The 14,353-nt window shown below is 45.2% G+C and carries 9 protein-coding genes and 3 tRNA genes; 4 read left to right on the top strand and 8 right to left on the bottom strand.

The genetic code is table 11. The features are described 5' to 3' along the window. Window positions 1-11 precede the first annotated feature (11 nt). From pyk to HUJ19_RS02120, 4 genes are all read right to left on the bottom strand, one after another. Window positions 12-1,457, bottom strand: a complete 1,446-nt coding sequence (gene pyk, locus HUJ19_RS02135) for a pyruvate kinase (protein WP_290621961.1) — start codon at window positions 1,455-1,457, stop codon at window positions 12-14. 181 nt (window positions 1,458-1,638) lie between these two features. Continuing rightward, a complete protein-coding gene (locus tag HUJ19_RS02130; RefSeq protein ID WP_290621960.1) occupies window positions 1,639-4,824 on the bottom strand; it encodes an efflux RND transporter permease subunit in 3,186 nt (1,061 codons plus the stop codon). An 11-nt stretch (window positions 4,825-4,835) separates the two neighbouring features. Further along, window positions 4,836-6,050, bottom strand: a complete 1,215-nt coding sequence (locus HUJ19_RS02125) for an efflux RND transporter periplasmic adaptor subunit (protein WP_290621959.1) — start codon at window positions 6,048-6,050, stop codon at window positions 4,836-4,838. A gap of 220 nt (window positions 6,051-6,270) precedes the next feature. Beyond that, entirely contained in the window at window positions 6,271-8,319 is a 2,049-nt protein-coding gene (locus tag HUJ19_RS02120; RefSeq protein WP_290621957.1) for a S9 family peptidase, read from the bottom strand. A gap of 129 nt (window positions 8,320-8,448) precedes the next feature. On the opposite strand from HUJ19_RS02120, the gene HUJ19_RS02115 reads away from it, so the two are divergent. The 3 genes from HUJ19_RS02115 to HUJ19_RS02105 all read left to right on the top strand — a co-directional run bounded on the left by HUJ19_RS02115 (window position 8,449) and on the right by HUJ19_RS02105 (window position 9,758). Beyond that, a tRNA-Ala gene (locus HUJ19_RS02115) sits at window positions 8,449-8,524 on the top strand. A 182-nt stretch (window positions 8,525-8,706) separates the two neighbouring features. Continuing rightward, a tRNA-Glu gene (locus tag HUJ19_RS02110) sits at window positions 8,707-8,782 on the top strand. A gap of 900 nt (window positions 8,783-9,682) precedes the next feature. Further along, window positions 9,683-9,758 (top strand) — tRNA-Glu (locus tag HUJ19_RS02105). Between the two features lie 690 nt (window positions 9,759-10,448). Here HUJ19_RS02105 and HUJ19_RS02100 read toward each other — a convergent pair. Next, entirely contained in the window at window positions 10,449-10,652 is a 204-nt protein-coding gene (locus HUJ19_RS02100; RefSeq protein ID WP_290621956.1) for a hypothetical protein, read from the bottom strand. 75 nt (window positions 10,653-10,727) lie between these two features. Beyond that, window positions 10,728-11,561, bottom strand: coding sequence for a class I SAM-dependent methyltransferase (locus HUJ19_RS02095; protein WP_290621955.1), 834 nt, complete (start codon window positions 11,559-11,561; stop codon window positions 10,728-10,730). Between the two features lie 138 nt (window positions 11,562-11,699). On the opposite strand from HUJ19_RS02095, the gene HUJ19_RS02090 reads away from it, so the two are divergent. After that, on the top strand, window positions 11,700-12,251 hold the full coding sequence (locus HUJ19_RS02090; protein ID WP_290621954.1) for a nitroreductase: 552 nt from the start codon (window positions 11,700-11,702) through the stop codon (window positions 12,249-12,251). Between the two features lie 41 nt (window positions 12,252-12,292). On the opposite strand, the gene HUJ19_RS02085 is transcribed toward HUJ19_RS02090, so the two are convergent. Beyond that, the gene (locus tag HUJ19_RS02085) at window positions 12,293-12,469 is read right to left on the bottom strand and encodes a CBU_0585 family protein (protein WP_290621953.1); all 177 of its coding nucleotides are present in this window, start codon (window positions 12,467-12,469) and stop codon (window positions 12,293-12,295) included. A 586-nt stretch (window positions 12,470-13,055) separates the two neighbouring features. After that, window positions 13,056-14,353: asparagine--tRNA ligase (asnS, locus tag HUJ19_RS02080; protein WP_290621952.1), on the bottom strand; the 1,298-nt coding region annotated here is incomplete at its 5' end.

Genomic DNA, 14,353 nt, shown 5'->3' with positions numbered 1-14,353 from the left:
AGAAAAAAGTTCTAGTGTACCTGCCCAACTCTAACAATCTTCATGGCGTTAGTGCCACCTAGTACTCCCATTGAGTCGCCTTTAGTGATAATCACCAGATCACCATCTTCAACGAAGTTTCTTAAGCGCAACTCTTCAACCGCTAGACGGTTAACGTCATGTTTGGCCAGAACCGTTGGGTCAAATTCAATGGCCTCAACACCGCGATAAAGCGCGACTTTGCGAAGTGTTTGTTCATTGCGACTCAGTGCAAAGATTGGCATACCTGAACGAATACGTGATAACCACAAAGCTGTTGAGCCTGATTCAGTTAGTGCGACAATCGCCTTGACACCTTTAAGGTGGTTGGCGGTGTACATAGTCGCCATGGCGATTGCTTCATCAATCAGGTCAAAAGACATTTCGTTACGATGACGCGACATGCGAATCATGGATTGTTTTTCTGCGCCCAAACAGACATTTGCCATCGCCTGAACGGTGCGAGCAGGGTTGTCGCCAGTAGCCGTTTCAGCGCTTAGCATCACTGCATCGGTACCATCTAAAACTGCGTTGGCAACGTCGAACACTTCTGCGCGAGTAGGGATAGGGTTGTGGATCATGCTTTCCATCATCTGTGTTGCCGTAATGACTACCCGGTTGAGCGCACGTGAACGCGAAATAATATGTTTTTGTACTCCGATTAGCTGTGCATCACCAATTTCTACCCCTAAGTCACCGCGAGCTACCATGACCGCGTCAGAAGCCATAATGATGGCATCTAAAATTTTGTCATTATTAACGGTCTCAGCACGTTCGATTTTAGCCACTAAACTGCAATTACCGCCAGCTTTTTGCAATAGTTTGCGAGCTTCGTGCATATCATCGGCACTTCTTGGGAAAGACACCGCGAGGTAATCCACATGCATGGCCGCAGCAATTTTGATATCGGCGCGATCTTTGTCGGTAAGAGCAGGAGCAGAAAGTCCGCCGCCAAGCAGGTTAATCCCTTTGTTGTTACTTAATACGCCACCAATGATCACTTCAGTCACAATTTCAGTTGACGTTAAACGCTTTACTTCAAGCTGGATTCGACCATCGTCAAGCATCAGGTGATTGCCTTCTTTTAAGTCTGCTGGCAGTTGTTTGTAATCAATGCCTACGCGCTCTTCATCACCAGCTTCTTTTTCCAATTCGGAATCAAGGATAAAAGTCGCGCCAACTTCCAGGTTGATTTTGCCATTTTTAAAACGGGCTATGCGGATCTTTGGACCTTGTAGATCACCAAGTATGGCTACATAACGATTCATGTCGCGAGAGATTCGACGAATTTGCTCTGCTCGATGAATATGGTCTTTGGCTTCGCCGTGCGAAAAATTAAGCCTGAATACGTTAGCTCCAGCTTTGATGAGTGAACGAATAGTTTCGTCGGATTCAGTAGCGGGTCCTAAGGTGGCGACGATTTTGGTGCGTTTAAACATATATTTTCTGCTCAATTTGGATAGACATGCTTGATAAGTAACAGTGTAAAGACCAGTGTTAGAAAAACAACACTATTGTAGTGAAAAAAGGTAAGAGCTGCTATTGATCAGTATTAAGTTTTTATAAAACCATCGATAAAAAAAGGGGCGTATAGCCCCTTTATCTATGCTTTTAGTGAAGTTAGTTACTGTCGTATGCTTCTTCATTCTTGTTTAGGCTTTTTGCATCGCGACCGAGGAACCAGTCTTTGATACTGCCTAATGTCACATACAAACATGGTACCCAGATTAGCGTAATCACTGTCGCAAACACGATACCAAAGGCTAGCGATACCGCCATCGGGATAACCAACTGTGCCTGCAAGCTTGTTTCTGTAGTGATAGGCAACAGGCCGAAGAAGGTTGTTAAAGACGTTAGAATAATAGCGCGGAAACGTCTTGTGCCTGCATTGATAGCCGCTTCAATGCGCGACATGCCTTCCGCGCGAGCACGTCCGATGAAGTCCACCATCAACAAGCTGTCGTTTACCACAACACCTGATAAGGCAATAATACCAAAGAAGGAGAACATACTCAGGTTAATGCCTAGCAATAGGTGACCAACCATGGCACCAATGATACCAAATGGAATTGCAGACATGACGACGACTGGCTTGATATAGGATTTCAATGGGATAGCCATTAAACCATAGATCAGGATCAGAGCAATCACTGCACCTTGTCCCAACTCGCTTTGAATTTGTGCAGCATCCTCACTCGGACCGCCTGGTTCAAGCTTAACGGTTGGGTGCTGGGCAAGAATTCCAGGGATGATGTTTTGCATCATATCTTCATGAATTTCGCTGGATGTAATAGTGGCCTGTGGGCTAACATCAGCTGTGATGCGGTTTGCACGTACGCCATCAATACGCGAAATCCTTGAGAAGCCTTCTTGAACCTTATAATCAGCCACATCGGTGAAAGTCACATATTCACCTGATGGCGTTCTAATTGGCATCTGCTCGAGATTACCAACTGAGCGTCGGTCTTCGAGCGGGTAACGAACAAAGACTTTAACTTCTTCGTTATCTCTTAAGAAGCGTTGTGCCTCGGATCCGTAGAAAGCATTGCGCACCTGCTGCGATAAAGTTTGTGTGGATAAACCCAGGTTATACCCATGAGGTTTAACTTCAACCACAATTTCTTCTTTACCACCGGACAGGTTGTCACTGATATCATAAACGCCGTCATACTCAGCGAGTTTACCGCGTATTTTCTCTGTAACAATTTGCAGTTCGTCAATGTCGGTACCAATGATACGGTAACCAACGCCATCGCCACCGGGGCCACCGCCACCGCCGCCGAAACTGATTTCCTCAACGGCGGGCAGGGTGCCGACCATATCGCGCCAGCGGTCAATCAATTCATACTGATGTACTGGTAAGTTTTCACTTTTAACCAGCTCGGTCCACATATAACCGCCAGTGTTTTCGCGTGTCCACATAAAGGCATGCTGGAAAACACCTGTGCCATGTTCGGCTTCAACTTCATTGTGCAGTTCGTTCAGCTTTTCCCAGACAACTTGCACATTGTCCATGGCCTGCTGTGCAGTTGCACCTTCAGCCATTTTAATCTCGACAAAGACACCATCATTCGGAATCGTTGGGAACATACTGGTCTTCACCCAGCCGCCGCCGATGAAACCAAAAGTTGTTATGAATAACAGGCAGATAAAGGTTAGCAGAGTTAAGCCTCGATACTTGAGGAAGGTCTCCAGTTTTGGTCTATAGACATTGTTAATGAAGCGAGTTAACAACTCTTTAACTTTTAGTCGAATAGAGCGGAAGAAACCTTTTACCGCACGAACTTTTGGATTTTTCGTATCTTCTAATTTGTTCAGCTTCATGTGTGCAAGGTGAGCTGGGAGAATCAGCTTCGACTCTACCAAGGAGAACATTAGGCAGAACATAACCACCAGGCCGATAGAGGCCATTGCGTTGCTCCAGGGGCCGCTTAGAGCAAGCATCGGATAGAAAGCGGCAATGGTGGTCAAAACACCGAAGGTTGCCGGTACTGCAACACGTTTGGAACCTTCAACCACGCTATCAATACTGTGTCCTTTTTCCTCAATCGACGCCCAGGCCGACTCCGCAATAATAATCGCATCATCGACCACGATCCCCAGTACCAGAATAAAGCCGAACAGGGTAATCATGTTGATGGTCATCGCAAATGCCGGGTACATATACATCAATGCAAAAGCACCCAGGAAGCACAAAGGAATACCGATCATCACCCAGAAGGCCAGTTTAAATCGAAGAAATAGTGCCAGAACAATAAACACCAGAATGACACCAGCAATCATGTTCTGTTGCATCATTTCCAGACGACCTTTCAGGTAGTAAGTACCATCTCCCCAAGCCTCAACAGCGATACCCGCTGGAAGAGTTGGAGTTTTCGTATCCAGATAGTCATAGATTTGTTGAGCAATCAGAAGGTCATCTGATTCTAGTGATGAGCGGATTCTCAGACTCACCGTTGGCTGGCCATCAAAACGTGATAAGTAATTCCATTCAGCAAAGCCATCATCAATTGAGGCGATATCTGCCAGTAATAGAGTGGTACCATCCGGGCGTGTTATGACTGGGATTTTTGCGAAATCATAAGCATCGTAGGCCTGATTTTTGGTTCTAACCAGGATATCCCCACCCAATGTCTTAATCGTGCCGCTTGGCAAGTCCAATGAGTGACTGCGCACCGCATTGGCCACATCCTGTAGTGTTAAGCCATATTTGCGCAATTGATAATCACTGACCTGGATCCCTACTTCGTAAGGGCGATCGCCTTCCACTTCGACCAGACCAACGTTAGGCAAGGTCAATAATTCGTTACGAATATCTTTTGCATATTCTTTTAGCGTACGCTCGTTGGCATCACCGTAAACATTTAGGCGCATAACCTGTCTTTGCATACGGTTTTCATAAATGACTGGGCGCTCGGCAAGATCTGGTAAGTTGGGAATAGCATCAACTCGGACTTTGACTTCATCCATGACATCAGAAGCGTCATAGCCGTCTTCGACTTCAATCGTGATGCTGCCCATGCCTTCTGAGGCTGAGGAGGTGATTTCCTTGATCCCTTCGATCTCTTTAATGTTTTCCTCAATCAGGATAACAATGCCTTCTTCAACTTCTCTTGGCGCTGCACCGGGGTAGGGAACCTGAATACTGATTGAGTTGACAATAATGTCAGGAAAGACCTGTTGACGGAGATTACTTAAACCAATCAAGCCAGCAGCAATGATGAATATCATTAGCAGGTTGGCCGCAACTGAGTTACGGGCAAACCAGGCAATGATTCCGCTGTGTGTATCGTATTGTTTGACCATCTGCGAATTCCTTATTGCTTAGCTGTGTCAGCGCTCGTATTTTGAGCGGTGTCATTGGTATTTGCAGTATTGGACTTGGCCTGGCTTCCAACCTTCTGAACCTTCATACCGTTAACTGGATTATGAACCGGTGTGGTAATCACTTCATCACCAGACTTCAAACCACTATCAATGTAGATCGTGTTGGCTTCAGTTCGGGCAAGGCTTACTTCCTGTAAGCGAATTTCACTTTCATTCTCAAGAATCAGAACCGTATTGCCAAAATAAAGAGCCTGTCTTGGTAATGCGATTAATCCATCGCGTTGCTTACCGGCAATCTCTGCTCTTACAAAGGTACCGAAGCGAAGTGGTGCATCTTTATCTTCTGTTTCTTTCAGGTTGTAAGGGTCTTCAATTTGTGCAACCAGATAGGTCAAGCGGTTGGTCTGTTCGACAACGCCTTCGGTACGAACAATTTTACCAAACCAATTTTGTTCTTTGCCTGCGTAACTACCAACGAGTCTGACTGCGGGCTGTAACTGCTCACCACTTTCTGGGATTTCAAGAAAAGCGAGCTCTTGATCTGGAACGGGTAAACGTACTTCTGCGTACTCTGTGCCGTATAGGGTGGCTACCTGACTACCAACATTAACGAATTGACCAAGACCTACCATCTTGCTTTGTATCAGGGCATCGAAGGTTGCTTTGACTTTAGTTCGATCCAGATCACGGCGAGCACGCATCAGGTCAGCTTCGGCAGATTGAACAGCCGCCTCAGCCTGTTTTAATTGAGGAAGTCTTAACACCAGGTCGGAAGGTTCGCCCGTACCAATTTTTTTCCAGTCTTTACGCGCCTGATCAGTTCTTGCTTTGGCATCCTGATAGTTTGCCTGTGCTTGAGCCAGCGCTGCTTCTGCGCTGCGTACATTTGCAACATAATTAGCGGGGTCTATAGTGAAAAGGACTTCGCCTTTTTCGACAAAAGCACCGACACGGAAGTTATCTGAAACATCAGTAATTCGGCCGCTGACTTCTGAAACCAGAGTAGAATTTTCAACGGGCAAAACAGGCCCCTGACTATCGACCAGGAACTGAATATCTTCCGTCTCAACCGCTTTGGTTTCGACCACAATGGCCTGTACAAAAGGTTTTTTCTTCGGTGGCTCAGGCTTCATACTGATAAGCACCACAAATAAGGCAATGGTTGCTAGAACAATGGAAGTGCCAATTACGATTCTCTTGGTCATTATTTTTTCCCGCTTTCAAAAATTTTAGGATTACTCCAACTCTTCGCTATTATAACGCTCGATAATTTTCAGAGCCTAATGTTCAGTAATGACAAAAGGTTAACAAATGTTTCAATAGGATAGTCTAAGAGCTTATATGTGAAAAAAAGGTGCCCGACGGCACCTTTTTAATGTTTTTAGATAGTAATTGACTATGAAAGGTTTAGTTTGATAGTTAAATTTATTCCTTATTCAGCCACTGATGTAACCAGTTATTGACTACCTGGTGCCATTGAATACTGTTATTTGGCTTTAGTACCCAGTGATTTTCATTTTCAAATATCAGTAACTGGCTTGGAATATCCTGTCGTTGCAACGCTGTGAAAGTAGCCAGAGACTGTGTTTCAGGAACGCGATAGTCTTTGCTGCCTTGCACTACCAGCATTGGTGTTTTCCAGTTTTTAACATAATGAACGGGATTATATTTTTCAAAGTTTTCCGGTTTATCGAAATAGGTACCACCATTTTCCCACTCTACGAACCAAAGCTCTTCTGTTGAGTAGTACATCATGCGGTTGTCGAAAATACCGTCATGATTGACCAGGCATTTAAATTGATCCGACCAATTACCGGCAATCCAATTAATCATATAGCCACCGTATGAAGCTCCCAGTGCACAGGCATTGTCTGTATCGACAAAATCATAATTTGCTTCAACGTAAGCCATGCCTTTCTGTAAATCTTCAAACGGTTTGCCGCCCCAGTCGCCAGTGATTGAATCAGTAAAATCCTGACCGTAACCTGTTGAACCATGGAAGTCGATCATAACTGCAACAAAACCCTGGCCAGCATAAGTCTGAGGATTCCAACGATAATGGAAGTGATCGCCAAAGCTGCCTTGAGGGCCACCATGAATCAGGAAGGCCAGAGGGTAGGTCTTATCTTCATCAAAATCTACAGGCTTAACGATATATCCATAAACGGTTTCATCATTCCAACCCTTAAAACTGAATTGCTCATAATCACCAAACTGAAGTTCAGCCATGACTTCTTGATTCACAGCCGTTAGCTGACGTTGATTAGAACCATCAAGGTCCATGACATACAAGTCAGCAGGATTTTTCAGATCATCATATTGATAAACAATTTTGTCTTGGCCAACATCAAAGGCAGACACATAACCCGCGTCGGTTAACTGCTTTTTTTGCTTGGATGCCAGATCATAGGACCAGATGACATTCTTACCAATATGGTTGCCATAAAGGAAAACCTGTTTGCCGTTTTTGCTGAACTGGAAGCCATAAAAGGAACGATCCCAGTCTTTAGTAACGTTTTCGGTCTTGCCTGACTTTAAGTCGCGAATATGTAATTGGCGACGGTCAGCCTCAAAGCCAGGACGATCCATTGCCAGCCACGCCAGCTTTTTACCATCAGGGCTGAATACTGGTTGAGTATCCCAGGCAAGGTTTTCCTTGGTCAGGTTCTTAACTTTGCCGCCTGTGATAGCAACTTCATATAAGTCGAAGTTTGTAGACGTCGGCTCGTTTTTATCAGCGATACGCAAAGTGAAAATTACTTTTTTTCCGTCAGGACTGACAGTGTATTCCTCGTCACCGCCAAATGGACTAGAGGGTACATTACCATTCAAGCTATGAGAAAGGGCGGTTGCATCTGTAAAAGGCGACTTAGAAAGCTTGGCACTAAACAAACGACTTTGCGTACCATCTAACCAATGATCCCAGTGGCGGACAAAGATTTTGTCATACAGCTTTCCTTCCTGCTTGCTAGTGCTAGCGGCTTCAGATTTTTCTTTGCTGCATTTTAAAGAGTCACATTCAGGGTAAACCGACGCACTGAATACTACCCGATCATTTTTGGGGGAGAGCTTGTAGGTGCCAATACTGACAGGTAGATCAGATATTTGCTCTACTGACTCAGACTCCATAATATATCGCCAAAGCTGGTTACTACCGCTACGGCTTGATAAGAAATAAAGATACTTGCCATCAGCCGACCATTTTGGGCTGGTATCGGCGGCGGGATCAGTTGTTACTTGCTTTGCAGTTGCATTCCCTTCGGCTAAACTGGTCAGGTAAATATCAAAAGTGCCTTTGTCGGCCTCTAAATCCGTAGTACGAAGCATGTAGGCCACAGTCTTGCCATCAGGCGATAAAGCAGGGGAAGCCACTCGCTTCATGCTGACCATATCCTCAGCGGTAAAAGGCTCGGCCGCCATAACTTGACCAGCGTTCAAAGCCAGTAAGCCAAATAATATCAATAAAGGTTTCATAACAGACTCTGTCTTTTGTTAGTGTTTGGTGGCCAAAACTATACTGAGCTTTTTATGCTAAGTCGATAATTTGCCTCAAAATACAGTTGACAGTAACAAGCTCCGTGCTAAAATGCGCGCCATTGTTTCGGGGCTATAGCTCAGCTGGGAGAGCGCTACACTGGCAGTGTAGAGGTCAGCGGTTCGATCCCGCTTAGCTCCACCAACTTTTTCGAACTACTTTGTTAGTTTCTCAGTTGTTTACTGATGTAAACGGCCCTCGAAACTGCCGCGTATTTCGAGAGAAGTAAGTAAAGTTGTTAGTGCATAGATATGCAGGAGAAACTTCCTCACTATTCGCCTCGCATTAACAGCAAAATACTATTAGTTGTAAAAAGTAAGAATTGTGTCCCGTTCGTCTAGAGGCCTAGGACACCGCCCTTTCACGGCGGTAACAGGGGTTCGACTCCCCTACGGGATGCCATATAAATAAAACCTGGCTTTATGCCAGGTTTTTTTATATCTGGATATTTTGCAGCGGAGCCCTTAAACAATTCGACGACCGCCATGGATGGCGGAAGTGCAGAATTTGCATGGAGCAAAATTCTGCCTCCCCTACGGACAGCCGACCGAAGGAAGTGCCTGTGGTGCAATGCTCCCGGCATTGTTGCTGCATTCCCCACATCCCTGTGGGTCAGTGCCACATTAAGAAAGCCCGACCATCAGGTCGGGTTTTTTTATGTCATCTGAAAGGGGCAGGAGAACACGTTCGACAAGCACCAGGGCAGGATTTGTTCCCGACAAATCTCTGCATTTCCTCCATCCATGGAGGTCAGATGGTTGAAGTGCAGAATTTGCACGACTGCATGGATGCAGGAGTTAGAGCAACGCAGGAGCGGTTGCCGAGGAGCAAAACTCTGCGCCCTAAAGCCCTAATAAATGAAAGTTAGTACTTGATTCCCCATGTCCCTGTCAGTCAGATTCAGTTTTCGGCCTCCCCCGGAAGAGCTAGCGCTATATTGACCTAGGCTACTTATGCTGGGCTTTTTCCATCTATGCATTCTGTATGGGGGGTGGAGAATCCCTGGTAGCCAGACCGTTAAACCTAAACCTCGTCATCCCGCGGCTGTGACCGCGGGATCCAGTGACTTTTCGTGGCTTCTGCTATTTATTAGATGAGTCTGAATTTTCTTTGATCGTCTGACTTTCTTCAGTATGACATGACTTTGCCTGAGCTGTACCTTTCTTAACCTATCTGACTGATTTATAGTCATTTTGCGTGTAAAACTGAAAAAAACAAAAAAATCCCCATAATTTTTTTGACAAACGAGGGGAGGGGCATTATTATTGCGCCCGCGTTTGAGAGAACAGTTTCAAACATTGTGTCCCGTTCGTCTAGAGGCCTAGGACACCGCCCTTTCACGGCGGTAACAGGGGTTCGACTCCCCTACGGGATGCCATATAAATAAAACCTGGCTTTATGCCAGGTTTTTTTATATCTGGATATTTTGCAGCGGAGCCCTTAAACAATTCGACGACCGCCATGGATGGCGGAAGTGCAGAATTTGCATGGAGCAAAATTCTGCCTCCCCTACGGACAGCCGACCGAAGGAAGTGCCTGTGGTGCAATGCTCCCGGCATTGTTGCTGCATTCCCCACATCCCTGTGGGTCAGTGCCACATTAAGAAAGCCCGACCATCAGGTCGGGTTTTTTTATGTCATCTGAAAGGGGCAGGAGAACACGTTCGACAAGCACCAGGGCAGGATTTGTTCCCGACAAATCTCTGCATTTCCTCCATCCATGGAGGTCAGATGGTTGAAGTGCAGAATTTGCACGACTGCATGGATGCAGGAGTTAGAGCAACGCAGGAGCGGTTGCCGAGGAGCAAAACTCTGCGCCCTTAAGACCCTCAGAACTGATAGCCAAGACAGGATTTGAACCATCTCTGGAGATCAGATAGCGAAAGTGCCGAAAATGCAGACCGAAAATTGCTCCTGCATTTTCGTCATTCCTGACGTCCCTGTCAGTCAGATTCAAGTTTCGGCTTACTCTGGTGGTCATAGCCTATATTAGCCTGAGCATCTAATAAACTTTCCAGCCACAAAAAAGCCTGACAGATGATCAGGCTTTTAGTAGATATATAGCTTGTTTAAGCCGTTTCTTCTGGCTCTTTATCAGAAGGTGCCATAAAAAATAAAAGTGCACCAATAACTACTAAGCCTCCGCGTATTGTCCATGCTATGTTCTCGCCCCAGTTATTAATCCAGCCAAGAATTTTTAACTCATAATCAAAAAAGAACAGTGCAATTGAAGCAAGCCCCAATATTGCGATAAAAGAACCTAAATTTTTCATAATAATTCCCCATTGTCGTGTTTTGTTTTAGTGTTCAGAATTAAAATACGCAACAAATGATTAAAAATCAAACAATTAATAGGCTCTGGCTTTAGCTTGAACGAATGAGTAATAAAAGACAGCATTAGGATCATTCTTGACTTTTCTCAGATCAGACTTCATGCCAGCAACAATTTCTTCGCTGACTTTCCCGGCTTCAATCAACTGTGGAGCCGCACTCAGAAGCAGGTCTGTCCAATACTCAATAATATCCTTTCGTAAGTCGGGTGAGCGGTTGTCCAGTAGCCATGTTTTGTGTTCAAGCTGAATATCTTGGTAGCCGAGTGCTAATAGTAAATTCCCTAGTTTTGCTCCAATAAAGGGGTCTCCGCCAACTTCTTTTTGATGGTCATTAAATGCCAGCCAATACTGTTGTAAGTCCTGGGAATAGGGATCCATAAAAAATGTTGAGTTCTGTACTTCATTCACATAAACAATACCACCGGGTTGCAAGACTCGGCGAACTTCGCTTAGCACTCTTGCTGGATCGGGTATATGTTCTAAAACCCAGCAAAGGAACGCGCCTTCAAAACTGTTAGACTTGAAGTCCATATTGGTCGCATCCATCTGAAATAGCTGGTAGCGGTCTTTGGCGACAGGCAAGCTGCTAAGGTATTTGTCAGCTGCTGACAGCTGTACTTCGCTAAAGTCGATACCCGTTAGCTGGATATCAGGAAAACGTCTTAGCAAAATTTCAGACTGGGCACCTACACCACAACCAACTTCCAGTAGCTTGGTGATGTTGCTGAAATCTACATTCTTATAGACATGGTGTTCGGAGAAGCGAGACTGTTCACGCAGACGCTGCTGCTCTTGTTCAGAGAACCCATGAATATAGGGAAACTCGCTGGTTTTTTCGTTGTCACTCATCATACAGCTACTTGCTCGAAAGGTTATCTATATTAGCATCTAACTAATGTAAAACCTTAAAACTTTATTTATTTTTGAGCAATCAATTTATGCTATAGTCGCTATCGATTTTAGGAATTACAACATTTGAGCATTGACATGTTAGAGGCACTAATTAATCGAGTTTCGTGTGGCCGCTTAAAAGCGCCTGCTCCGAGTAAATCAGAGATGAACCAAGTATTTAAGGCGGCACTGAGGGCACCGGACCATATGCGCTTAATGCCTTGGCAGTATATTGTATTCGAAGGTGAGAAAGCGTTAACTGAGTTGGGCGAAAAGTATCGGCTGGCCTGTGTGACCGAAAACCCTGACATAGAAATGGAGAAGCAGGAGCGGGCACTATTATTGCCACACAGAGCGCCTATGGTGGTCGTTGCAGTTGCAAAAGCTCGTGGGCATGACAAGGTGCCGCATATTGAAGAAGTGCTGTCCACTGGTGCCGGCGTGCAGAATTTGATGCTGGGTCTTGATAGCCTCGGTTATGGCGCTTACTGGCGGACAGGGCCCTTGGCTTTTAATGAGCATTTAAAGCCGCTACTTGGGCTTGATCAAAATGATACGATTGTGGGCTTTATTTATATAGGTACTCCAGATATGGAGCTAAAAGCCAAGCCAATCCCTGAAGTTGATGATTTTGTCAGTTGGGTTTAACTTATATTTTATATAGAGCGACAGACCGGAAAAGGGAAGGATTAAAACTCTTCCCACAATTTTGATTTTTTATCTTTGTAGTCAGGATTATCGCGCTTTTCGTTGATTTCATCGTATTTGGCCTTTTCAGCACGGCGAGAAGGCGAGTCCGGTTTGATGGTCTCATCAAGCTCTTTGAGAAAGTCTGTGATTTCGCTGGTGTAGTTCTTTCTTGACATGGCTGTGTCCTTTATTAACTATGAGCTTATAGTAGCTCACGTTATAACGAAAAAGAAGTTACAACTTACAATCTTGCCATTTGGGTTGCTCTTTCCGAGATATGTCTTGCTTATCAATATTGCACCAATAACCCCTTTTGATTGAGCTGAGTAGTAGCCAAGACATAGCAATTCAAATCTGTGACTGAAAGGAATCCCTTTAGGGAGATGGAGCGTATTTTGCGGTACCCAAGGGGGCAGACCCTGCGTTAAGAGGCTTGGCGGATACGAAGGTAGTTGAGCAAGGCGAAACCTCAATCACGGGGTGGCCTTTTCTTTATGAAGTACATCCTTGTACTTCACCCTTCGGGCTAGCTTCGCTATTCAAAATCGTTCCTGATGATTTTGTGGTGCCTATATGAAAGACAAATTTGTCTGGAACAAATTTGAACAGCGGAGTGAAGATACGCTGGCTTTAGCGAAATACAGGGATGTATTTCGTAAAGGTACTCGCCGAGGGGCGAAAAACGTCTTAAGGGAATGATAAATAAGAGAATGGATCCCCGCTTTCGCGGGGATGACTTTACGTAAACCTAATTATTAGCAATTAGAACTTAACGTTATTCGGTACGCGTGGGAAAGGAATCACATCGCGTATATTTTGTACGCCAGTAACATAAGACACGCAGCGGTCAAAACCAAGCCCAAAACCAGCGTGTGGCACTGTGCCATAACGACGCAGGTCGCGATACCACCAGTAATGTTCAGCCGGCAAGCCCATTTCTTCGATACGCTTATCAAGAACATCCAGACGCTCTTCACGCTGCGAGCCACCGATGATTTCACCAATGCCAGGAGCTAAAACGTCCATGGCAGCAACGGTTTTTTCATCGTCATTCATGCGCATGTAGAAGGCTTTGATGTCTTTGGGATAGTTCATAACTACCGTTGGGCGGCCAACATATTCTTCAGCAATGTAGCGCTCATGCTCGGACTGCAGGTCGATACCCCATTCAACTGGGTAGTCGAATTTTTTGTCGGCTTTTTTCAAAACGTCAATCACATCGGTGTAATCCATGCGTTCGAAGTTATGATTGATGACGTTCTCAAGGCGGTTTATGCAGTCTTTGTCTACGCGTTGCTGGAAGAAAGCCATATCATCAGCACATTCGTCTAAAACGGCTTTGAAGATGTATTTCATCATGGCTTCAGCCAAATCGGCGTTATCTGACAAGTTGGCAAAAGCAATCTCAGGCTCAACCATCCAGAACTCAGCCAGATGACGGCTGGTGTTGGAGTTTTCAGCACGGAAAGTAGGGCCGAAAGTATAAACCTTGGACATAGCCATACAATAAGTTTCGACGTTAAGCTGGCCGGAAACGGTCAGGAATGACTCTTTGCCAAAGAAGTCTTTGCTGTAATCAATGTTGCCCTTGTCGTCTTTTGGCAAGTTATTCATGTCCAGCGTGCTGACGCGGAACATTTCACCTGCACCTTCTGCGTCCGAAGCTGTGATGATAGGGGTATGAATCCAGTAAAAACCTTGCTCATGCATGAATCGGTGAATCGCCTGTGCCAAACAGTTACGCACGCGTGTTACAGCACCAATCAGGTTAGTGCGAGCACGTAAGTGAGCATTCTCGCGTAAGAATTCAACAGAGTGTGGTTTAGGTTGGATAGGGTAGGTATCAGGATCGTCAACCCAGCCAAGCACCTCAACAGCTGTAGCCTGAATTTCAAAGGACTGGCCTTTACCCTGAGACTCAACCAGTTTGCCAGTTACTTTGACTGAACAGCCAGCGGTCAATTTAACTACTTCGGACTCATAATTAGCCACATTATTATCGACTACTGCCTGAATAGGATTAAAGCAGCTGCCATCGTGAATATTAACGAACGAAAGTC

Origin of the sequence: Kangiella sp. (assembly GCF_014762745.1) — a bacterium.
Classification (GTDB): Bacteria; Pseudomonadota; Gammaproteobacteria; order Enterobacterales; family Kangiellaceae; genus Kangiella.
The sequence above is the reverse complement of the archived record's forward strand: the minus strand, read 5'-3'. Positions and strand labels throughout refer to the sequence as shown.